Annotated in this window: 20 protein-coding genes; 10 read left to right on the top strand and 10 right to left on the bottom strand. The window is 71.8% G+C overall.

Annotation, left to right across the window (positions count from 1 at the left end; translation table 11 throughout):
- Positions 1–71 precede the first annotated feature (71 nt).
- A complete protein-coding gene (locus A6035_RS00415; protein ID WP_108846157.1) occupies positions 72–974 on the bottom strand; it encodes an alpha/beta fold hydrolase in 903 nt (300 codons plus the stop codon).
- A 98-nt stretch (positions 975–1,072) separates the two neighbouring features.
- Positions 1,073–1,942, bottom strand: coding sequence for an alpha/beta fold hydrolase (locus A6035_RS00410; RefSeq protein ID WP_108848984.1), 870 nt, complete (start codon positions 1,940–1,942; stop codon positions 1,073–1,075).
- Positions 1,943–2,135: 193 nt separating this feature from the next.
- On the opposite strand from A6035_RS00410, the gene A6035_RS00400 reads away from it, so the two are divergent.
- Positions 2,136–2,390, top strand: coding sequence for a hypothetical protein (locus A6035_RS00400; RefSeq protein WP_108846156.1), 255 nt, complete (start codon positions 2,136–2,138; stop codon positions 2,388–2,390).
- Between the two features lie 6 nt (positions 2,391–2,396).
- Here A6035_RS00400 and A6035_RS00395 read toward each other — a convergent pair whose 3' ends face one another.
- Both A6035_RS00395 and A6035_RS00390 read right to left on the bottom strand, forming a co-directional pair.
- Positions 2,397–2,921: a hypothetical protein gene (locus tag A6035_RS00395; RefSeq protein ID WP_108846155.1), complete on the bottom strand. Its 525-nt coding sequence runs from the start codon at positions 2,919–2,921 to the stop codon at positions 2,397–2,399.
- An 8-nt stretch (positions 2,922–2,929) separates the two neighbouring features.
- Positions 2,930–4,177, bottom strand: a complete 1,248-nt coding sequence (locus tag A6035_RS00390; protein WP_108846154.1) for an AI-2E family transporter — start codon at positions 4,175–4,177, stop codon at positions 2,930–2,932.
- A gap of 154 nt (positions 4,178–4,331) precedes the next feature.
- Here A6035_RS00390 and A6035_RS00385 point away from each other — a divergent pair, with 154 nt between their 5' ends.
- From A6035_RS00385 to A6035_RS00375, 3 genes are all read left to right on the top strand, one after another.
- On the top strand, positions 4,332–6,602 hold the full coding sequence (locus tag A6035_RS00385) for a catalase (protein ID WP_108846153.1): 2,271 nt from the start codon (positions 4,332–4,334) through the stop codon (positions 6,600–6,602).
- A gap of 559 nt (positions 6,603–7,161) precedes the next feature.
- On the top strand, positions 7,162–7,617 hold the full coding sequence (locus A6035_RS00380) for an SRPBCC family protein (RefSeq protein ID WP_108848983.1): 456 nt from the start codon (positions 7,162–7,164) through the stop codon (positions 7,615–7,617).
- On the top strand, positions 7,604–8,488 hold the full coding sequence (locus A6035_RS00375; protein WP_108846152.1) for an alpha/beta fold hydrolase: 885 nt from the start codon (positions 7,604–7,606) through the stop codon (positions 8,486–8,488). The genes A6035_RS00380 and A6035_RS00375 overlap by 14 nt, the downstream gene beginning before the upstream one ends.
- A gap of 65 nt (positions 8,489–8,553) precedes the next feature.
- On the opposite strand, the gene A6035_RS00370 is transcribed toward A6035_RS00375, so the two are convergent.
- Complete coding sequence (locus A6035_RS00370; protein WP_108846151.1) at positions 8,554–10,008, bottom strand: MFS transporter; 1,455 nt, start codon at positions 10,006–10,008, stop codon at positions 8,554–8,556.
- 118 nt (positions 10,009–10,126) lie between these two features.
- Here A6035_RS00370 and A6035_RS00365 point away from each other — a divergent pair, with 118 nt between their 5' ends.
- Complete coding sequence (locus A6035_RS00365) at positions 10,127–10,708, top strand: hypothetical protein (RefSeq protein ID WP_108846150.1); 582 nt, start codon at positions 10,127–10,129, stop codon at positions 10,706–10,708.
- Between the two features lie 73 nt (positions 10,709–10,781).
- On the opposite strand, the gene A6035_RS00360 is transcribed toward A6035_RS00365, so the two are convergent.
- The gene (locus A6035_RS00360; RefSeq protein ID WP_108846149.1) at positions 10,782–11,723 is read right to left on the bottom strand and encodes a TIGR03620 family F420-dependent LLM class oxidoreductase; all 942 of its coding nucleotides are present in this window, start codon (positions 11,721–11,723) and stop codon (positions 10,782–10,784) included.
- Positions 11,724–11,854: 131 nt separating this feature from the next.
- Between A6035_RS00360 and A6035_RS00355 the strand changes: the two genes are divergently transcribed.
- From A6035_RS00355 to A6035_RS00335, 5 genes are all read left to right on the top strand, one after another.
- Positions 11,855–13,177, top strand: coding sequence for an acyl-CoA dehydrogenase family protein (locus A6035_RS00355; protein ID WP_108846148.1), 1,323 nt, complete (start codon positions 11,855–11,857; stop codon positions 13,175–13,177).
- 51 nt (positions 13,178–13,228) lie between these two features.
- Positions 13,229–13,705 carry a hypothetical protein gene (locus tag A6035_RS00350; protein WP_108848982.1) on the top strand — a complete coding sequence of 159 codons (477 nt, stop codon included), beginning with the start codon at positions 13,229–13,231 and terminating at the stop codon, positions 13,703–13,705.
- Positions 13,706–13,779: 74 nt separating this feature from the next.
- Entirely contained in the window at positions 13,780–14,682 is a 903-nt protein-coding gene (locus tag A6035_RS00345) for an SDR family oxidoreductase (protein ID WP_108846147.1), read from the top strand.
- A 1-nt stretch (position 14,683) separates the two neighbouring features.
- Entirely contained in the window at positions 14,684–16,537 is a 1,854-nt protein-coding gene (locus tag A6035_RS00340) for a glycoside hydrolase family 15 protein (protein ID WP_108846146.1), read from the top strand.
- A complete protein-coding gene (locus tag A6035_RS00335; protein WP_108846145.1) occupies positions 16,534–17,499 on the top strand; it encodes a TIGR03885 family FMN-dependent LLM class oxidoreductase in 966 nt (321 codons plus the stop codon). The genes A6035_RS00340 and A6035_RS00335 overlap by 4 nt, the downstream gene beginning before the upstream one ends.
- A 21-nt stretch (positions 17,500–17,520) precedes the next feature.
- On the opposite strand, the gene A6035_RS00330 is transcribed toward A6035_RS00335, so the two are convergent.
- From A6035_RS00330 to A6035_RS00315, 4 genes are all read right to left on the bottom strand, one after another.
- The gene (locus A6035_RS00330) at positions 17,521–18,756 is read right to left on the bottom strand and encodes an NAD(P)/FAD-dependent oxidoreductase (protein ID WP_412523629.1); all 1,236 of its coding nucleotides are present in this window, start codon (positions 18,754–18,756) and stop codon (positions 17,521–17,523) included.
- A gap of 3 nt (positions 18,757–18,759) precedes the next feature.
- Entirely contained in the window at positions 18,760–20,046 is a 1,287-nt protein-coding gene (locus A6035_RS00325) for an allantoate amidohydrolase (RefSeq protein ID WP_108846144.1), read from the bottom strand.
- Between the two features lie 152 nt (positions 20,047–20,198).
- Positions 20,199–20,855 (bottom strand): helix-turn-helix domain-containing protein, encoded by a 657-nt coding sequence (locus tag A6035_RS00320; protein ID WP_108848980.1) that lies wholly within the window; start codon positions 20,853–20,855, stop codon positions 20,199–20,201.
- A 21-nt stretch (positions 20,856–20,876) separates the two neighbouring features.
- A complete protein-coding gene (locus A6035_RS00315; RefSeq protein ID WP_235026701.1) occupies positions 20,877–22,292 on the bottom strand; it encodes an FMN-binding glutamate synthase family protein in 1,416 nt (471 codons plus the stop codon).
- Positions 22,293–22,321 lie beyond the last annotated feature (29 nt).

Below are 22,321 nucleotides of genomic sequence, written 5' to 3'. Positions count from 1 at the left end.
CTGATCGCCCGATCGGGCTCCCGGCCCCGGCCCCGCGAGGGAGCCGGGGCCGCGTCATGTCGGGGGGCCGGTCAGTCCGCGGTCCGCGGTTCCGTGGCCGCGTCCGCTCCGGGCGTCGAGTGGTCGATGTGCCCGGGCTCGGTCTCGGCCATGAACTGGGTGATGACGCGCTCGACCGCGGCCGGGTCCTCGACGTGCGGGTAGTGACCGCTGCCCTCCACGACCGCGAGTCGGCTGCCCGGGATCGCCTCGTGGGTGTCGTGGCCGTGCGAGACCGGGATGATGGGATCGCGGTCGCCCCAGATCAACTGGAACGGCAGTCGTCCAGCCAGGTGCAGGCGGTTCGTGGCGGACACCGCCTGACCGCGGTTGTCGACGACCGACCGGAGCGTCTTGAAGAAGGTCCGGCGGTGACCGGGCCGGCCGAGCGATTCGTACGCGGCCCACGACTCGGCCATCGCCTCGGCGCGGATGCCCTTGTCGCCCAGGAACCGGCGGACCGCGTTGCCCGCGTCGATGAACCAGGGCGCGGCGGCCGCCGACAGCAGCAGCTCCGCCCCCGGCACCGCGAGCATCCGGAGGATCCAGTTGACCTCCCGGCCCAGGCCGCCGCTGCCGATGAGGACGATCCGTTCGCAGAACTCGGGGTACTGGTAGACGAACTGCATGGCGACGCCGCCGCCGAGTGACTGCCCGACGACCGTGCAGCGGGTGACGCCCTTGGCCACGAGCAGGTCGCGCAGCGCCGAGGCCATCGCGCCGAGCGAGTAGTCGTCGAACTCCAGCGAGCTCTGGCCGTGGCCGGGCAGGTCGGGGGCGAGGATGTGGAAGTGGGACTCCAGGCGCGGGATCAACTCGCGCCAGGTGACCGAGCTGCCCGCCATCCCGTGGATGAGCAGCAGCGTCGGCTTCCCCTCACCGTCGCCCGCCTCGCGGTAGGCCAGTTCGCGTCCGTGGAGCAGTGCGGTGCGCATGTGCGTCCCCCTCGGGAGCGACCCGCGCGCCGTCCCTCGCCGCAGCAGGGCGCCCGGCCCCATTGTGCGCGCTCGCGCGCGCCTCCGGGTAAGGCCGACTACGTGGCGTTGTTCACGTCGCGGGTGAGGAATCCCAGCACGACGGACTCGAACGCCGCCTTCTGCTCGATCATCACCCAGTGCCCGCAGTTCGGGAACACGTGGATCTCGCCGCGCGGCAACATCCGCAGGGGCAGCAGCGCCATGTCCACCGGGCTGACCCGGTCGTCCCGACCCCAGGTGATCAGGGTCGGCGCCTGCACCTGACCGAGCCTGGCCCACGCGGGCACGACCGCCGCGTCACGGGGGGCGGCCGCCATCGCCGCCAGCGCCTCCCGCCCGTACATCAGTCGGGAGGAGGCCAGGGTCTCGGGATCGGTGGCCTGCGCCCAGCGCTGCTCGATCATCTCCTCGGTCACCAGAAACTTGTCGTAGACCATCGAGTGCAGCCACTCGATCAGCCGTTCGCGCGTGGGGTCCTCGACGAACGCGGACAGCCGGATGATGCCCTCCCCCGGGCCCGGGGAGAAGATCGAGACACCCGCGCCGCCCACGGTGACCAGCTTCTCCACCTGCTCGGGACGGTCCAGCGCGAACTGGGTCGCGACGAACCCGCCCATCGAGTTGCCGATCAGGCTCAGCCGCTCCAGACCGAGGCCGTCCACGAAGTCCTGCACCGCCGTCTGAGCGGAGGCCATGGGGTGCTGATCGCCGGCCGGGTCGCTCACACCGAAGCCGGGCAGCTCCAGCACGATCGTCCGGAAGTGCTCGGCGAACGCCGGCACGTTACCGGAGAAGTTGCGCCATCCGGTCACACCGGGGCCGGAGCCGTGCAGCAGGAGCAGCGGCGGGCCGTCACCGGCCTCGCGGTAGCGCAGCACGCCCCGGTCCGTGGCCAGCTCGAGCAGCGGGGGCTCGGCGGAGGACATGGCGGCGGGTGCGCCGGCGGCCGGAGCGGCGGGGGCCGTGGGCGTGGCGGCGACGCGGGCGGGAGCGGAGGGTGTGGCGGGGGCGCGATCGGTCATGGCCACAGCTTTCCCTCCGCACCGATTCTCACGCGCCCAGATCCCGCTCACCGGGAGTCGGCGGTCCCGGCCCGGCGCCGCGGGGTACCTGTATCCCATGGACCTCGTTCACCCGGACTCCGTGATCGACCACCACGACCCCGTGGCGCTGCGGGAGCTGCTCGGCCGATTCTGCTCGGGCATCACCGTCGTGGCGACCGAGGGCGCGGCCGGCGTGGCCGGTTTCGCGTGCCAGTGGTTCCGCCGTCACGCGCGCGGCCACGCCGGGGATAGCGTCCGCGGCCGCTGCCGCCGCCGTCGACGGGGCGTACCGCGAACCGGCCGGCGCGCTGGCGGGCTACTTCCCGGGTGATTGGTTCTAGCGGGTCCCGCTCGTCGTGTCGGCCCACCGGGCGAGCCGACGGTGCCGGTGGGTGAACAGCGCCCCGACGACCGCCCGCACCACCGACCGCGGCAGCAACGCCCGCGGCACGGCGCGCAGGGTGTCGGTGACGCGGGTCGTGCCGTCGGGCAGCGCCTCGAGGTCGCGGCGGTGCTCCCACACGCGGCACGAGCCGAGGCGGGAGCGTTCATGGAAGTACCGGGACGCCGAGTCCTCGAGGATCGTCAGGTCGTCGAACTCCAGCGGGATCACGCCGGCCAGCAGGATCCACGCCCGCCCGACCGGCCGGCCCGTCGGCACTTCGGCGATGGACGTGCCGGCGAGCGCGGACGGGAACCGCATGGTCAGCACGGGTCCGAACTCGTGGGCGACGCCGTCAGCGGTGACGACGCGCGCCCACACCCGCTCGCGGGGCGCACGCACCACGCTCGAGCGGACCACCTCGACGACGCCGCCAGGATCACCCTCGGCGCCGCCCGGGGTATCGCGTCGCGCGCCCATGTGACGGCTCACCGGGCGGCGGGCCCGGCATCCGCCGCCGCGTGGTCGGCCGGTCCCGCGGGGTCGCCGGCCCGGGCGGGACCACCTCGCGGGCCGGGCTCGTCGTCGTCCTCGTCGTCGTCACCCTCGTGGTCCGGCCCCGACACCTCGTCCACCTCCGGCACCAGGCCCGGCCCCGGACCACCGCCGTCGGCTCCCCCGCCGCCACGGTTCGCCAGATACCGCACGATGGTGTTGGCCATCGCGGTCACGGGCACCGCGAACAGCGCCCCGACGATCCCGAACAGGTACGTGCCGGCCGTGACCACCAGGATCACGCCCAGCGGGTGCAACGCCACGGCGTGCCCCATGAGGATCGGCTGGAGCACGTGCGACTCGAGCTGGTGGACGACCACGACGATCGCGAGCATCGCGATCGCGATAGCCGGACCCCGCTCGACCAGCGCTAACACCGTCGGCACGAGGCCCGCGACCAGCGTCCCCACGATCGGCACGAACGACGCGAGGAACACCACCACGACGATCGGGATCACGAACGGCACCCGCAGCAACGCCGCGCCGATCCCGACCCCCGCCGCGTTGATCGCAGCCACAGTGAGCTGCGTCCGCGTGTACGCGCCCAGGCTGCCCCAACCGTGGCGGAACGCCGAGTCGACGTGCTCGCGGCTCGCGCGCGGCAGCCAGCGCACGAAGAACTCCCACAGCTTCTCGCCGTGGTAGAGGAAGAAGAACAGCGCCACCAGGCAGATGAGCACCCCGGCCACCGCGTCGACGGCGGTGTGTCCGAAGTGGACGGCGCCGGCCGCCACGGCCTCCGAGTGGGACTCGATCCACGCCCGCGCCTGCCCCACCGCCTCCTGCAGCCGGTCGGCCGTGAGGTGCAGCGGCCCCTCCTCGAGCCACCGCAACGCCGCGTCGGTTCCGGTCGAGATCTGCTCCCGCATCCGGGGCACGCCGGTGGCGAGCTGGGTGGTGACCGCCGCCAGCGCGGCGAGGATGACCGCCAGGACCCCGATGACGACGACGAGGGCCGCCGCCGCACGCGGGACCCGCTGCGGGATCCGGTCCACGAGGGGTCTGAGCATGGCCGCGAGCAGGACCGCGATCGCGACGGGCGCGATGATCACCGACAGCCGGCCGATCGCCTGCCCGAGGAGCCAGCCACCACCGGCGATGAGGAGCAGACACGCGGACCACGCCGCCGCCAGCAGGACCGGATAGGGCAGGTGCTCGCGGGCGACCGGGGGTGATTCCATCTCACGAGAATAAGCGCAGGTGAAGGTTTTCTCCCCGCGTTCGAGCGGTTGCGTCGTGCACGGACAGGGGCAGAATCGCGCCCACGGTTCCCCCCGCTCGACCGCGGGGGGCCAGCAGTCCTGGACGTCCGATTCCACCCCGAGAAGGAGCGCCATGCCCGACAAGAGGTCAGATTCCAAGTCCGCCGCCCGATCCGCCGCCGAGAAGATCGTGGACAAGGCCGAGGAACTCGCCGACGACCTGGTCGGCGCCGCCGACGTCGTCCCCGGCACACCCGGCTCCCGCCCGCCGACCGTCGACGAGCCCACCGAGCCCACCAGCCCGCTACCGCCCAAGGCGGACCAGAAGGGCGCCACCCCGTACGGCCCGACCGGCGCCGAGCCGCCCGGCTCCGTCACCGCCCGCGAGGAGGTCATGCGCCAGCAGGGCGCCTTCCTCACCACCGCGCAGGGCGCCCGCGTGTCGGACACCGACCACTCGCAGAAGGCCGGACGCCGCGGCCCCGTCCTGCTGCAGGACCACCACCTGCGCGAGAAGATCATGCACTTCGACCACGAGCGCATCCCCGAGCGCGTGGTCCACGCCCGCGGCGCCGGCGCGCACGGCGTCTTCCGCGCCAACGGCGCCGCCGCCAGCGTGTGCAAGGCCGGCGTGTTCGCCGAGGGCAAGGAGACCGAGGTCTTCGTCCGCTTCTCCACCGTGCTCGGCAACCGCGGGTCCGCCGACACCGTCCGCGACACCCGCGGGTTCGCGACCAAGTTCTACACCGACGAGGGCACGTGGGACCTGGTCGCCAACAACATCCCCGTGTTCTTCATCCAGGACGCCATCAAGTTCCCGGACGTCATCCACGCCGGTAAGCCGCACCCCGACCGTGAGATCCCGCAGGCCCAGAGCGCGCACGACACCTTCTGGGACTTCGTCTCCCTGCACACCGAGGCACAGCACCACACCATGTGGAACATGTCCGACCGCGGCATCCCGCGCTCGTACCGGATGATGGAGGGCTTCGGCGTCCACACGTTCCGGCTCATCAACGCCGCCGGCGAGACGAGCCTCGTGAAGTTCCACTGGAAGCCCCACCTCGGCGTGCACTCGCAGGTGTGGGAGGAGGCCCAGATCACCGCCGGTATGGACCCCGACTTCCACCGCCGCGACCTGGCCGACGCCATCGAGGCCGGCGCGTTCCCCAAGTGGGACCTCGGCATCCAGGTGTTCCCGGACACGGTCGACGAGAACGGCGTCAGCGAGATGTTCCACGGCATCGACCTGCTCGACCCCACCAAGATCGTGCCCGAGGAGCTGGCGCCGGTGCAGGTCATCGGCACCCTGGAGCTCAACGCCAACGTCAAGAACTTCTTCGCCGAGACCGAGCAGGTGGCGTTCCACCCCGGCCACCTCGTGCCGGGCATCGACGTCACCAACGACCCGCTCCTGCAGGGCCGGCTGTTCTCCTACCTCGACACGCAGCTCACGCGCCTGGGCGGGCCGAATTTCGGGCAGATCCCGATCAACCGGCCGCACGCGCCCGTCAACGACATGTTCCGCGACGGCTTCCACCAGTCCGCCGACCACGTGGGCGTGGCCCCGTACCAGCCCAACAGCCTCGACGGCGGCTGTCCGTTCATGGCCGGCACCGACGACGCCGCGCTGGTCGAGGTGGCGCAGCACATCGCCGAGTCGCAGATCGAGCGGGCGACCCCGGCCAGCTTCGACGACCACTTCTCGCAGGTCACGCTGTTCTACAACAGCCTCACCGACGTCGAGAAGGAGCACGTCGCCGACGCCTACACCTTCGAGCTGGGCAAGTGCTACGAGGAGGCCATCAAGATCCGGCAGGTCGAGCAGCTCGCGCACATCGACCACGACCTGGCCGTCACCGTGGCCACCGGCCTGGGCCTGCCCGCGCCGGCTCAGGTGCCCGTCGCCGAGGTCGTCACGAGCCCGGCCCTCTCGCAGATCGGCAAGGAGTGGCCGTCGGACGGGCGTCAGATCGGCATCCTCGTCACCGAAAGCTCCGACGTCGACGCCGTCTCCGAGCTCGTGCAGGCGGTGTTCGACGACGACATGGTGCCGCTGGTGATCGCCCCGACCGGCGGGATGCTGGGTGACGGGGACCCGGACTCCGGTGGAGCCGTCGCGGTGTCCAGGACCTATCAGACGCAGCGGTCCATCGAGTTCGACGCGCTCGTCGTCGTCGACCTCCCCACCCACCCGCGGACCGACATCCTCATCAGCGAGATGTTCCGGCACAAGAAGGCCATCGCGACGCTCGCGCCCGTCGACCAGTTCGCCGACGTCGGGCTGAGCACGAACGCCCCGGGTGTGGTCTCGGTGGACTCCGCGGCCGGCGTGCTGCCCGCGCTCAAGCCGCTGCTGGCCAACCACCGCGTGTGGGAGCGGGCTGACCCGGCGCGCGTCTGATCATCTGATCCGCTCCGATGGTCCGGGGCTGCGTGCCGCCCAGCGAGGTACACGCCGCCTATCGGATCACGCGCCGCCTATGGGGCCCCACGGGTGGCGCGTGCTTCGATAGGCGGCGCGGCTGCGGAGGCGGCTCGGCCGCAGTCGACGCGGTGTTCTCGGGTCTCTGTGGCGGGCGAGGCGGGGCCCTGCAGCAGACGATGCCGGGCTTCCGCCGCACGATCTGCCCTTCAAATCGCGATCTGCCCCTCGGAAGTCGATCCGCTCGCGGAACTCCGGGGGCAAGACGTAATCCGAGGGGCGGATTCGTCTGAAGGCGCCTCGACCGATGCGCAAGCGTCCCCGGGCCCGGGCGGCCACGGGTAGCGTCGCCGCCATGAGCGACAACGCCTCCTCACCGGACGCCACCGAAAGTGTGGCCGCCATCAGCGACGGTGCCGATGCCAGTGCCGGTGCGCGCGCCAGCGACGAGGCGGGCCCCAGTGCGGGTGCGGGTGCCAACGCCGGTGCCGGTGCCGGTGCCGGTGCGGCCGCCGAGTACCGCCTCGAGGCGCGGCGGGTGATCGCGGCAGCCTCGGACCGGGTGTTCGCCGTGCTCTGCGATCCCGACGGTCACGTGGCCATCGACTCCTCCGGCATGCTCCAGTCAGCGGAGGGGCCGGTGGTCACCGCCGAGGGCGACAGGTTCGTCGTCCACATGGATCGCGAGTCGCTGGGTGACTACGACATGGGCGAATACGACGTCACAGTGATCATCACCCGGTTCGAGCCGTGCGCCGAGATCGCCTGGACCATCGACGGCACCATCAAGCCCCCGATCGGCCATACCTACGGCTACCGTCTCATCCCGCTCGACGGCGGGGATCGGACCGAAGTCGTGAGCTACTACGACTGGTCCGACGCGCACCCGCGCTGGCGTGATTCGGGGGTGCTGCCGGTGCTGGACGCATCGGCGCTCAAGGCGACGCTCGGCATCCTCGACCGGGCGGTCAGGAGGGGATATGTCCGCGGCTGATCCGAACAACCCACGACCGGACCTGTGGTTCCCGCGCGACGGCATGGAGTTGCGCGCCGTCGACTCCGGGCCAGAGGACGGCGAGGCGATCGTCCTGCTCCACGGGTTCCCGCAACGCACCTCGAGCTGGGACCGGGTGGCCCCGCTGCTGCACGCCGCCGGCTACCGCACGCTCGCACTGGACCAGCGCGGGTACTGCGAATCCGCCAGGCCCCGCGGTCGGCGCGCCTACCGCCTACCCGAACTGGTCGGCGACGTGATCGCCCTCCTCGACTCCGCCGGGCTCGCCGACGCCCACGTGGTGGGCCACGACTGGGGCGCCGCGGTCGCATGGGGCGTGGCCGGCGCCTACCCGAACCGCGTCCGCACTCTCACCGCAGTCTCGGTTCCCCACCCCGCGGCGTTCCTCACGGCGATGGTCAGGTCCGACCAGCTGCTGCGCTCCTGGTACATCGGGTTCTTCCAGCTGCCGCTGATCCCGGAACTCATGCTCAGCTCCCCCGGGCCGCGGCCCGAGAAGGCACTCGCCGGCATGGGAATGACGCCGGAGATGATCCAGCGCTACCGCGACGAGATGGTCGCCACCGGCGCTATCCCCGGCGGCCTTGGCTGGTACCGGGCCCTGCCGTTCGCCGCACCCGGCGCCGCCACCGCGAAGGTCCGCGTCCCCACGACGTTCGTGTGGAGCGACCGTGATACCGCGCTGGGCCGCGGCGGCGCCGAGCGGACCCGCGAGCACGTGGACGCCGACTACCGGTTCGTCGAGATGAACGGCGTCAGCCACTGGATCCCGGACGAGCGGCCGGCGGAACTGGCCGACGCGATCGTGGATCGCGCCCGATCCGCCCCCGGGGTGGGTACGGGCGGCTAACGGCGCAGGCCGGGCGCGGGCCGGTCGGCTAGCGGCGCGGGCCGGGGGCCGAGGGGCCGGGCGCGTCAGACCGTCTTCTCCCGCGTGGTGTCGTGCGCCCGCGAGTCCTCGTCCTCCCACGGCGGCGGGATCGTGGCCGCGACAGCTGCGGCCAGCAGGGTCACGCCGCAGCCGAACATCAATCCGACCCGGAAACCGGTCTCCGTGGGGACGAACAGACCCTCGAAGTCGTAGGACATCTGCGTGAGCAGTACGCCGAGCACCGCGGCCGAGGTCGTGGTCCCGATCGAGCGCATCAGCGTGTTCACGCTGTTGGCCGAGCCCATCTCCGAGGTCGGCACGGACGCCATGATCAGCGCGGGCATCGCCCCGTAGGCGAGCCCCACGCCACCCGAGACGATGATGCCCACGATCATCACACCCCACGTGGATCCCATGAGGAACAGACCGGACGCGTAGCCGACCGCGATCACCAGGGAGCCGAGGACGAGCGTCGTCTTAGGTCCACGGGTGCCGATGAGGCGGCCGCTGAGCGGGGACACCGCCATCATCGCCAGCCCACCCGGAGCGCTCCACAGCCCCATCGCGACCATCGACTGCCCCAGCCCGTGACCGGTCGCCGCCGGCAGCTGCAGGATCTGCGGCATGATCAGCAGCTGCGCGTACAGGCCCATGCCCACCGTCACGGAGGCGATATTGGTCATGAGGACCGGCCGACGTGCGGCCACGCGCAGGTTGACGATGGGCGACGGGTGTCGCAGCACCCACAGGGCCCACGCCGGCAACGCGACGGCGGCCGCCGCGAGCAGTCCCAGCGTCAGCGGGGAACCCCAGCCCCAGTCGGCTCCCTTGGACACCGCCAACAGCAGACAGATCAGGACGGTCGCCAGCCCCAGCGCTCCGACGAGATCGAGCGTGCCGTCGGGTTTGGCGGCCGGCATGACGCGGAGTCTGACCGTCATCAGCACGATGATCGCCACGCCCAACGCCGCGGAGCCCCAGAACATCCACTGCCACGAGCCGTACTGCGCCAGCGCCGCGGCCGCCGGCAGACCCAGCGCGCCACCCACTCCGAGCGAGGAACTCATCAGGCTGATCGCCGGCGCGAGACGGCCGACGGGCAGGACCTCCCGCATGGTCGCGATGCCGATCGGGATGACCCCGATGCCCACACCCTGGAGCGCCCGCCCGATGAGCATCGGCCACAGCGACCCGGCCAGCGCGCACAGCACCGACCCGACGACCATGACCGCGGTGCAGCCGATGAGGACGTACTTCTTGGGATAGAGATCGCCCAGCCGGCCCATGACCGGCCCCGCCACCGCGCCGGCGAGCAGCGTGATGGTGACGACCCAGGACGCGTTGACCGCTGACGTGCCGAGGATCGCGGGCAGCATCCCCAGCAGCGGGATCACCAGTGTCTGACTCAGCGACATGACGATCCCCGCGAACGCCAGGACCGCGATGAGGCCGTTCTCGTCCGACCGGACGGCGTCCCCGTCATGCGCTGGTGCAGTCATCCCGTGTCCTTCCGCCAGACCCTGTGTCGGACATTACAGACAGGTGTGAACACGTTCTCGTGCCGCCCGGCCCCGCAGTACTCTTGTCCACCCGCCCGCGCGGTGACACCATCAGCAGATGAACACCACCGGCATGTCCCGGCGGGTCGCCCGCCGGTCCGTCGTCGCCGCGACGACCGCACTCGCCGCCACCGCCCTCGCGGTGACCGCCGCCGTCTCCGCGCCGGCGGTCGCAGGCGCCCAGGCGTCCGCCGCCCCGAGCCCCCTCGTCCCCGGCCCCGTCGCCCCGGGCTCCCTCGGCCCCGGGTCCGCCGACGCGGTCCCGCAGGTCTTCCCCGCCGCCAACCGTCTCGTCGCGATCGGCGGCAGCCCCACGGGCGCATGTGCCGGCGCCGTGTCGACGACCCTGAACGGGAATGGCTACCCGGGCTCGTCGAGCGTGAGCTGGGCGTTCGCCGTGGTCGGGGTCGGCCCCTGCGATCTCACCGCCACGCTCTCGTGGCGGAATCTGGACTCAGGCGAGACCGGGGAGAAGATCGCGCACATCCCCCACCCGCGCATCTCCACCGGCGTGCCGGACCCGATCTCCCACCCGTACGAGGCGATCATCCCCACCGGTTCCGGGCCGGTCGAGTACCGGCTCACCACTACCGGGGGCGCGGTCGCCGGGCCCGTCGTCGTCGACACGGTGGCCTGGTAGGACCGCTGCCGTCCGCCCTCGGCGCCGGGCGAGACGTCGCAGCGCCGGGCCAGCCGGGCCGGGCAGACCAGACTCAGCCCAACAGGCCCTCGGCGGCGATCCGCCAGTCCGCCACCGGCGGGACCAGCATGTTCTCCCCGAGCACCTGCACCAGCACCGTGGAGGCGCCGGCGTCGAGGTGCTCCTGCACGCGCGCCCGCGTGGCCTCGAGCCCGCGGGTGACGAGAGCCTGCTTGAGGCGGTCGCTGCCCCCGCGCACGTAGTCGGACTCGTCGAAGCCCTGGCGGGTCCAGGAGTTCCGGTAGTTGGGCAGGCCTGTATAGACGTTGAGGTGCTCGTGCGCCCGCGACCGCCACACGTCGTCGTCCTCCACTCCCTCGGCGAGCACCGCGGCGTGTTCCACGATCAGCGCCGGCCCCTCCTCGCCGGTCCCGCCGAGGATCTCCCGCGCCTGCGCGGTGTGCTCGGGGAGCGTGAGGTAGGGATGCGCGCCGGCGGTGCGGTCGCGCGACAACTCGAGCATCTTGGGCCCGAGCGCGGCGAGCACGACCGGCGGCATGGCCTCCTCGCCCGAGGCCAGCGGCCCGGTGCCGTCGAGGGCGTCGAGGTACTCACGCATCGCCGCGAGCGGCCGACCGTAGTTGTGACCGCGGTGCCGCTCGACCAGCGGCGCGTGCGACACGCCCAGGCCCAGCACGAACCGGCCCGGATGCATCGCCTCGATCGTGCGGGCGGCCGAACCCGCGGCGGAGGCGTCGCGGCCGTAGATGTTGGCGATGCCGGTGCCGAACACCAGCCTGCGCGTGGACCCGAGGTACAGCTGGGCCGCGGTGAACGCCTCGCGTCCGACGGCCTCGCCGAACCACAGCGTGTCCCAGCCCTGGTCCTCGACCTCGCCGAGCACGTCGGGGATCCGCGCGACCGGGACGCCCTCGAGCGAGCCGGTCCACAGGCCGACGCGACCGAGCTGCTCGCGGCCCGCGGGGTGGGATGCGCTGTCCCGGAGAGAAGTCATGGCACGAGTGTGCCCGACGCGGGCGGCCGTTCGCCGCAAACCCGCATTCCCGCGGCCGTTCCACGACACACTGAGCTGCAACGTGTTGCAGCTCACACGCGACGCGCCCGATGCCGAGGAGATGACAGCCGATGTTCGAGTGGTCCGAGACCGACCTGATGATCCGCGACGCCGTGCGCGGCTTCATCGCCAAGGAGATCCGTCCGAACCTGGACGCCCTGGAGAGCGGTGAGATCGCGCCGTACCCGATCATCCGGAAGCTCTTCGCCGAGTTCGGGATCGACGCCATGTCGCGCGACAGCGTGGAGAAGATGCTCGCGAAGGAGCGGGCGCGGGACGGGGCCGGTGCGGCCGCAGGCCACGCGTCCGGGGGCGGTGCGGCCGGCAGTTCCTCGCCGCGCGGAGACGGCGGTAAGGACGACGACGACGAGGAGGGCGGCTCCGGCGACGCCCTCAGTGGCCGCGATTCCATGATGGCGGTGGTGATCAGCGAACTGGCCGGGGCCTGCATGGGGCTCGTCTCGGCGCTCGGCGTGAGCCTCGGGTTGGGCGCCACCACGATCGCGTCCCGCGGCACGCTCGCGCAGAAGGAGCGTTGGCTGCCGGGGATCATGACCATGGAGAAGGTGGCGTCCTGGGCCATCACCGAGCCGGACTCGGGCTCGGACGCCTTCGGCGGGATGCGCACCTACGTGCGGCGCGACGGCGACGACTACATCCTCAACGGCCGCAAGACGTTCATCACCAACGGTCCGTACGCCGACGTGATGATCGTCTACGCCAAGCTCGACGAGGGGTCGGGCGCCGGTGACGCCGACAAGCGCGACCGCAAGGTCCTCACGTTCGTCCTGGACAAGGGGATGGACGGTCTGACGCAGGGCCCCCCGTTCAAGAAGATGGGACTGCACAGCTCCCCCACCGGCGAGCTGTTCTTCGACGACGTCCGCCTGGGCCGCGACCGGCTGCTCGGGGAGTCCGAGTCCGGTCGCGGCGGGGACGGTCGCGAGTCCGCGCGGTCGAGCTTCACCGCTGAGCGGATCGGGGTGGCGACCATGGCGCTCGGGATTATCGAAGAGTGCCGGCGGCTGTGCATCGAGTACTCGCGGGAGCGGACGCTGTGGGGCCAGGAGATCGGTCGGTTCCAGCTCATCCAGCTCAAGCTCGCGAAGATGGAGGTCGCGCGGATGAACGTGCAGAACATGGTCTTCACCTCCATCGAACGCGCCCGCGCCGGCAAGCCGCTGTCACTCGCGGAGGCGTCGGCGATGAAGCTGTACTCCTCCGAGGCCGCCACCGAGGTCGCCATGGAGGCCGTGCAGTTGTTCGGTGGCAACGGCTACATGGCCGAGTACCGGGTCGAGCAGCTCGCGCGCGACGCCAAGTCGCTCATGATCTACGCCGGTAGCAACGAGATCCAGGTGACGCACATCGCCAAGGGACTCCTCGCTCGCTGAGGACCGCGTCGTTCCGGTTGCCGTGTGCGCCCGGACTCGTACCGTCATGTCATGGCCACCGAGATGTTGCACACCTACATGCAGGACCACCACGCCGGTGCCGCCGCCGGGCTCGACCTGTTCCGGCGCGTCGCCGAGCACCACGACGACCCCCACGTCCGCGAGGTCGTGAGCCGGATCGGCGACGAGACCGTCGAGGACCTCAAGGCCCTCGAGGAACTCATGACGCTAGCGGGGACCTCTCCGTCGCCCCTCAAGGACCTGCCCGCCAAGGCGTCGGAGAAGCTCGGCCAGCTCAAGCCCAACCGGCGCCTGGCCGACCGGTCCCCGCTCAGCGACCTGGTCGAGCTCGAGGCGCTCACCCTGGCGGCGACCGGCAAGAAGTTGGGCTTCCGGGCACTGCTGGAGATCGAGGACCCGCGCCTTCCGACGCCGACGCTGCAGAACCTCTTCGACCGCGCCGAGCAGCACGCCCGCGATCTGGAGGAACTGCGCGTGAAGTGCGCGGACGTGCTCAAGAAGCAGTAAGCGCGCCGCGGCGGCCGCCCGACCGGGTGGTCCGACCGGTGTGCAGCCCCCGCGGTCTTCGTTACGTTCGGGGCATGGGTACCACGAGCGACATCGCAGACAATGCGCAGCAGATGGTCAACGACTCCGGCGGGTTCCCCGCCCAGGAGCAGGAGCCGCCCGGGCTGACCTCCCGGATGGACCCCCAGCCGGACCACGGCGAGCACAGCTACCGCGGATCCGGACGCCTGGAGGGCCTCAAGGCGCTCATCACCGGCGGGGACTCGGGCATCGGGCGGGCCGCCGCGATCGCGTTCGCCCGAGAGGGCGCCGACGTGGCGATCTCCTACCTGCCCGTCGAGCAGCCGGACGCCGAGGAGACGGCCGGATGGATCGAGAAGGCCGGACGCCGCGCGGTCCTGCTGCCGGCGGACCTGCGGGACGAGGCACAGTGTCGGAAGGTCGTACGTGACGCCGCCGACCAGCTGGGCGGACTCGACGTCCTCGTCAACAACGCCGCCTACCAGCACGCCCGCGGCGACGGGCTGGAGACCATCGACTCGGAGAACCTCGACCGGGTGATGAAGACCAACCTCTACGCCACCATCTGGGCCAGCCAGGAGGCGCTGCAGTTCCTCGGCCGCGGGTCGTCGATCATCAACACGACGTCCATCCAGGCCTACCAGCCGGCACCGCCGCTGGTGGACTACGCCGCGACCAAGGCCGCGCTCAACAACCTCACCGTGAACCTGGCCAACGAGCTGGGCGAACGCGGCATCCGCGTGAACGCGGTGGCCCCCGGGCCCATCTGGACGCCACTGCAGCCCGCGACCCAGGAGCCCGACAAGCTCGAGCAGTTCGGCGGCGACACCCCGCTCGGCCGCGCCGGGCAGCCCGGCGAGTGCGCGGGTGCGTATGTCTTCCTCGCCTCTCCCTCCGACGCCAGCTTCGTCTCCGGCACGGTACTGGGGGTGACGGGCGGCAAGCCCATCTTCTGACATGTCGACCCCTCTCGAGGAGTACGCACTACTGTCCGACCTCCGCACCGCTGCGCTGGTCTCCCGCGACGGCAGCATCGACTGGCTCTGCCTGCCCCGGTTCGACTCCCCCGCCATGTTCACCGCGCTGCTCGGCGGGCCCGAGGACGGTCGCTGGCGGCTGACCGTCGTCGACGGTGAGGTGATCGAGCGTCGCTACCTCCCGCTGACCTTCGTGCTGGAGACCACGTGGCGGACCCCCCGAGGCGTCGCCCGGGTGACCGACTTCCTCCCGCGCAGTACCGAGCAGGGCGACCTCGTGCGCCGCGTCGAGTGCCTCGAGGGAGAGGTGGACGTGGAGCACGACCTGCGACTGCGATTCGACTACGCCCGCGCCACGCCGTGGACCCGGGAGGTCACTCTCGAGGGCGGCGAGCGGGCCCTGCTCTCCCTGGCCGGGCCGGACGCGATCCTCGTGAGCGGGCCGATGTTGCGCTGCCCCGATGCGCACGTCGGGGCCGCCCCCGGCGGGCAGCGGGCGACCCGGCTGGAGGGCCGGTTCGCGCTGACCGAGGGTGAGACCGCGGCGTGGGACCTCACCTGGTTCCCGTCCCACCAGGACCCGCCCGCTCCGCCGGACACCGAGCAGGCCCTGGTGGCCACGGTCGGCATGTGGCGCGGATGGGCCGACCAGCTCTCGGTGGAGGGCCCCTACCGGGACCACGTGATCCAGTCACTGCTGGTGCTGCGCGCGCTGACGAACCTCGACACCGGCGGCATCGTCGCCGCGCCGACGACATCGCTGCCGGAAGAGTTCGGCGGGGTCCGGAACTGGGACTACCGCTATACCTGGCTGCGCGACGCCGCGTTCACCATCGAGGTGGTGGTGGCGCACGGTCTCACCCGTGGTGCCACCCTGTGGCGCGACTGGCTCTTGCGCGCGGTCGCCGGCGACGCCCAGGACGTGCGGATCATGTACGGGCTCTCGGGCGAACGGCAGCTGCGCGAGGAGGAACTCGACCACCTGTCCGGGTACGAGGGCTCCCGCCCGGTCCGCATCGGCAACGGGGCCGCCGATCAGTACCAGGCGGACGTCGTGGGCGAGGTGATGATCGCCCTGCATGAGTTGCGCACCGCGGGCGTGGACGAGGACGAGTACACCTGGGGGCTGCAGAAGAGCCTGCTGGCCTACGCCGAGTCGAACTTCGAGCGCGAGGACCACGGCATCTGGGAGATGCGCGGCGACACCCACCACTTCACGCACGGCCGCGTCATGATGTGGGCCGCGTTCGACCGCGGGATCCGGGCGGTCGAGGAGTTCGGCCTCGACGGCCCCGTCGAGCGGTGGCGCGATCTGCGCTCCCGGCTCGTCGAGGAGATCGATGACAACGGGTTCGATCCCGACCTGAACAGCTACACCCAGACCTACGGAGGCCGCGAGGTCGACGCGTCCCTGCTCCAGCTGCCGCACACGGGCTACCTCGCCTTCGACGACCCGCGCATGCTGGGCACGGTCGCCAGGATCGAGCAGGACCTGGTCAGCGGGTTCGGCCTGGTCAACCGCTACCGGGCCGCCACCGGCATGGACGGGGTCGGCGGCATCGAGTACCCGTTCGTCATGTGCACCTTCTGGCTGGTCGAGCAGTACGCCTGCAGCGGGCGGCTCGCCGATGCCGAGCAGCTGATGGCCGACATGCTCGCCTGCGCCGGCGACCTGGGCCTCTTCGCCGAGGAGTACGACCCCTCGAGCGGTCGCCAGGCGGGCAATTTCCCGCAGGCGTTCAGCCACATCGGGTTGATCCGCGCCGCCGACGCCATCCGCGCCGCGAACGGGGCCGAGGCACAGAAGACCGAGGCGCAGGGGACTGAGCGATGACCGACTACGGCTTCCACGCCTCCCACGAGCAGATCTCCCCCGGTCGGCTCCTCGCCGACGTGCAGCGGGCCGAGCGCGCCGGGTTCCGCATGGCGATGTGCTCGGACCACTTCGCGCCGTGGTCGGTCCGACAGGGTCACTCGGGCTTCGCCTGGTCCTGGCTGGGCGCGGCGCTGGCCACCACCGACCTCGAGCTGGGCACCGTGTGCGCACCCGGGCAGCGCTACCACCCCGCGGTGGTCGCCCAGGCGTCGGCGACCCTGGCGCAGATGTTCCCCGGACGCTTCTGGCTGGCCCTGGGCAGCGGCCAGAACATGAACGAGCACATCACCGGCGACGCGTGGCCCGCCAAGGACATCCGTCAGGCGCGGCTCGAGGAGTGCGTGGACGTGGTCCGCCGCCTGCACGCCGGGGAGGAGGTCACCCGTCGTGGGCTCGTGGAGGTCGACCGGGCGCGCGTCTACTCCCTGCCCGACACCCCGCCACCCCTCCTCGGGCCCGCGCTCACCCCGGCCACCGCCGAGCGGGCCGCCGCCTGGGCGGACGGTCTCATCACCGTCAACGCCGACCTCGAGACCGTGGCCGGGATCGTGCGTGCCTACCGCGGGGCCGGCGGACGGGGGCCGCTCGCCCTGCAGGTCCACATCTCGATCGCCGACACGATCGGTCAGGCCCGCGACCTCGCCCGCGACCAATGGCGCAACAACGCGATCGACGCGCCCCTCGACGCGGACCTGTCCACCCCGGAGGAGCTCGACCTCGCCGGGCGGTACCTGCCCGACGAGAAGATCGCCGAGTCCGTGATCGTCACCGACTCCGTCGGCGACCTCGTCGGGCGGCTTCGCGAATTCGAGGAGCTGGGCTTCGAGCGGATCTACCTCCACCACGTCGCGCGGGACCAGACGCCGTTCCTCGAGCTCGCCGAGCGGGAACTCCTGCCCATCCTCCACGGTTCCACGTGAAACCCGCGGGGGCGCTGCCGCTCAGCGCATCTCGCCCGCGCCGACGTACGGGTTGAGGCTCGTGGTGGGACGGCCCTCCTCGAACCGGGAGTAGCGGCAGTCCGCCGGGTCCACGCCGCTCATCGTCGTCGTCCCCTCCGTGAGCAACTCCGCGACCAGCCGACCGACCGCGGGTGCCATCTTGAACCCGTGTCCGGAGAACCCCACCGCGAGGAACAGCCCGTCGAGCGGCGCCGGGCCGATGATCGGGTTGTAGTCCGGCGTCGTGTCGTAGGCCCCGACGTAGCTGCCGGTGATCGACGGGTCGGGCATGTCCGGCAGGCGGTGCATGAGCCGCTCGACGACCTTCTCGACGGTGGCGGTGTCGGCGCGGTTGGCGTAGGCGTCCGGGTCGATGTACTGCGGCGCGTGGTGGTCGGAGTTGCCCGCGAGGATCTCCCCGTTGGGCTCCCGGCACAGGTACTGCAGCCCCACCAGATCCGACAGCGTGGGCACCGGCCCCAACGGCACGCCCTGGTCCACCATCACCAACTGCGCGCGCTGGGCGCGCACCGGGATGTCCAACCCGACGGTGGCTCCGAGCTGCGGCGCCCACACCCCGGTCGCGAGGATCACGTGCTCGGCGTGGACCCGCGTCCCGTCGGCGAGCTCCGCGCCCACGACCCGGTCACCGCGGCCGCGGATCAACGAGACCACGCGGGTGCTCTGCCCGATCCGCACGCCCCGGCGGCGGGCCGCGGCCGCGAACGCCATCCCCGTCATGTAGGCCTCCCCGCGGCCGCCCCTCGGCTCCCACGCGGCCGCCGCGACGTCGGAGACGTTCAAACCCGGCCACAACTCGGCCATGCGGTCCGGCGCGATGAGCTCGGTCTCGATCCCCAGGCTCTGCTGCATCGCCACGTTCGCGCGCAACGGCACCACGTTCTCCTCACCGACGATCACCGCGTAGCCGCACTGGCGGAAACCCAGATCGTCGCCGAGCAACTCGGTCGCGCTCTCGAACACCGGGATGCTGTGCCAACTCAACGCCGCCATGGTGGGCGAGCCGTAGTGGCACCGCACGATCCCGCTGGACTTGCCGGTCATGCCGGAGCAGAGGGTGTCCCTCTCCACCACCAGGACGTCGGTCTCGCCGCGCTCGGCCAGGTTCCAGGCGATCGACAAGCCCTCCAGGCCGCCGCCGATGATGAGGAACTTCGCCGTGGTGCTCGTCGCCGCGTCGGTCATCGCCGTGTCGGTCATCGCCGTGTCGGTCATCGGTCACTCCTTCGTTTCAGTCGTGAGGGCGTCGCCGCTGTGGGTGTCGCCGCTGGGGGCGTCGCTGGTGAGCAGGTCCGTCAGGACGTCGGCCAGCGCCTCGGCACCGGACTCGGCGTCGGCGTCCTCGACGTGTTCGGCCGGCGAGTGCGAGACGCCGGAAGGATTGCGGACGAAGAGCATCGCGGTGGGCACGTGCGCGGCCAGGACGCCGGCATCGTGTCCGGCTCCGGTCGGCAGCACGGGCACCCCCGGCAGGTCGACCCGCAGTCGATCCCGCAGCGCACGGTCGAAGTCCACCGAACCGCTGAGCGACTCCTCGACCATCGACACGCCGCACCCCTCGCGCAGTGCGGCCGACGCCGCCGCCTCGGAGATCTCGTACACGATCCGCTCGGTGACCGCGTCATCCGGATGGCGCACGTCCAACCACAGGTCGACGCGGGAGGCGATGACGTTGGTGCCTCCCGGCGTCGGCACCAGGCGCCCGACCGTGGCCCGCGCCCCCCGGTGCACATGGGCGATGCGGCGGACGTCGAGCACCGTGCGCGCGGCAGGGATCATGGGATCGCGCCGGTCGGCGAGCTGCGTGGTCCCCGCGTGGTTGCCCTGTCCGGTGAACGTCAACCGCCACCGGCCGTGGCCGAGGATCGACGAGGCCACCGCCACCGGGCCGCCCAGGTCGACGAGCCCGCGGCCCTGCTCCACGTGCAGTTCCACGAAACAGCCGAGCCGGGCCAGGGCCTCGTCGTCGCGGCCGAGGTATGCCGGCTCGAGCCCGTTGGCACTGCACAGCTCCGCGAAGGTGACCCCGTCGTCGTCGACCAGTCCCGCGGCGACGCGCGGATCCATCGCGCCGGTGAGCAACAGCGACCCGAGGCACGCCCGCCCGAACCGCGACCCCTCCTCCTCGGGGAACACGGTCAGCGCCAGCGGCCGGCGCGGCCGCACCCCGCGCGTCACCATCAGGTCCAGGGCGACCAGCGCCGAGGCCACGCCGAGGGGCCCGTCGAAGGCCCCTCCCCCGGGCACCGAGTCCAGGTGGCTGCCGGTGACCACGGCGTCCCGCAGCGGGAGGCCGCCCGGGTTCCACCAGGCCCAGATGATCCCGTTGCGGTCGGTCTCGGTGTCCAGACCGCGGGCGGCGGCCTCGGACAGGAACCACTCGCGCAGACTCAGCTCGGCGACGGAGAAGACGGGTCGGCTGTACCCGCCCCGGACGGGGTCGGTGCCGACGTCGGCGATCGCGGACATCAGCGAGGTGACGGTCGTGGCCACGGGTGCCGGCATGAGGGCTCCTCGGGGTAGGTGGGGGCGCACGACCGCTCCGAGGGGTCGTGTGCGTGACGTGGATCGGGTGAGTGTCGGTGCGCGGGCGGCGCGGCGGCGGGTCGGCCCGGGTCGTGGCCGGGGCGCCGGGGCGGTTGGGGGTGCCGGGGCGGTCAGCCCTCGACGCCGTCCGGGTAGGCGGTGACCGACAGGAAACGGATGGGCAGCTCGAGCATCGCCACGGGACCGTGGACCCCCTCGCCGTCCAGGAGCAGGGAGTCCCCCGGTCGGAGGCGGTACTCGGACTCGGCGTGGTGATAGATCATGTCGCCGGCGAGCATGTAGAGCAGCTCGGTCCCCGGGTGCTGGAAGCGCGGATGGGTCTCCGACTCGGCGGTCAACGTCACCAGCACCGGCTCGACGCGCTTGTTGGACCCGCGCAGCGCTCCCAGCAGCTCGTAGACGTGCCCCACCGACGTGCCGCGGCCGACGATCGTGGCGCCCTGCCCGTCCGCGGTGAAGACCGCGTCGCGCCTGGTGTCCGCACCGCGGAGCAGCGAGGTCACCGGCACGTCCAGGCCGGCGGCGAGTTTGGCCAGCATGCTCAGCGAACACGACGTCTGCGCGTTCTCGATCTTGGATAACATCGCCTTGGAGATGCCGATCCGCTGGGCCATCTCCGCCACGCCGAGACCCTCGGCCGAGCGCAGCCTGCGGACGTGGAACCCGATGATCCGCTCGAGGTCGTTGCCGGTGGGCACGTCCACCGGGAGCTCACGCGGAGCCTCCTGGTGGACGATCCTGCGAGCGGTATCCGGGTCGGTCCCCATGGTCTCGACGGTAGCGGTCACCTACAGACCCCGTCCCACGTGGCCGGGGATCCAGTCGGTTCCGGCCAGGGGCACCCGCGCCATGGCGGCGGCCTCCAGGGTCAGCGCCACCAGGTCGTCGGGTTCCAGGTGGGTCAGGTGGGCCTTGCCGCACGCCCGCGCGATGGTCTGCGCCTCCATCGTGAGCACGTGGAGGTAGTTGGCCAGGCGCCGGCCGGCGGCCTCCGGGTCCAGCCTGCTCGCCAGCTCGGGATCCTGCGTGGAGATCCCGGCCGGGTCGCGGCCGTCCTGGAAGTCGTCGTAGAACCCGGCCGCCGACCCCAGGGCGCGGTACTCCGCCTCGTAGCGCGGGTCGTTGTCGCCCAGCGCGATGAGCGCGGCGGTGCCGATCGCGACCGCGTCCGCCCCCAGCGCCATGGCCTTGGCCACGTCCGCGCCCGAGCGGATCCCGCCGGACACGATGAGTTGCACCTTCCGGTGCATGTCCATCTCCTGCAGCGCCTGCACCGCCTGCGGGATCGCGGCCAGGGTGGGGATGCCGACGTGCTCGATGAACACGTCCTGCGTGGCAGCGGTACCGCCCTGCATCCCGTCCACCACCACCACGTCGGCGCCGGCTTTCACCGCGAGCTTGACGTCGTAGTAGGTACGGGTGGCCCCGACCTTGACGTAGACCGGCTTCTCCCACCCGGTGATCTCGCGCAGTTCGAGGATCTTGATCGCCAGGTCGTCGGGACCCGTCCAGTCGGGGTGCCGGCAGGCCGAGCGCTGGTCGATCCCCGTGGGCAGCGTCCGCATCCGCGCCACGCGATCGGAGATCTTCTGCCCCAGCAGCATGCCACCGCCGCCGGGCTTGGCGCCCTGGCCCAGCACCACCTCGATCGCGTCGGCCTTGCGCAGATCGACGGGGTTCATCCCGTACCGGGACGGCAGGTACTGGTAAACGAGCCTGGAGGTCTGGCCGCGCTCCTCGGCGGTCATACCGCCATCGCCCGTCGTGGTGGACGTCCGGGCCGCGCTGGCCCCCCGGCCGAGCGCCTCCTTGGCCTGCGCGGACAGCGCCCCGAAGCTCATCCCGGCGATCGTCACCGGGATGTCCAGGTGCAGGGGCTTCGTGGCGTACCGAGTGCCCAGCGTGACGTCCGTCCCGCAGCGTTCCCGGTATCCCTCCAGCGGATACCGGGACATCGAAGAGCCCAGGAAGAGCAGGTCGTCGAAGTGCGGGAGCGATCGCTTGGCGCCCCAGCCGCGGATGTCGTAGATGCCGGTGGCTGCCGCGCGCTGGATCTCGTGGATCACGGTGCGGGGGAACGTCGCGGACTCCCTGAGCACCGCCGGATCGGGGGTTCCCGGCGGGGCCTGGGTCGCCGCGTTCCGGGTGGCCGCGGGCTGAGCGGCGGTGGTCTGGCCGGGAAGGCTGTGGCCGTCGAAGGGCATGTCGGCTCCTGTCGGTGGTGATGACGGGT

It is taken from the genome of Dietzia lutea, assembly GCF_003096075.1.
In the GTDB taxonomy this organism is placed as follows: Bacteria; Actinomycetota; Actinomycetes; order Mycobacteriales; family Mycobacteriaceae; genus Dietzia; species Dietzia lutea.
This window is presented reverse-complemented; position numbering and strand designations above follow the sequence as displayed.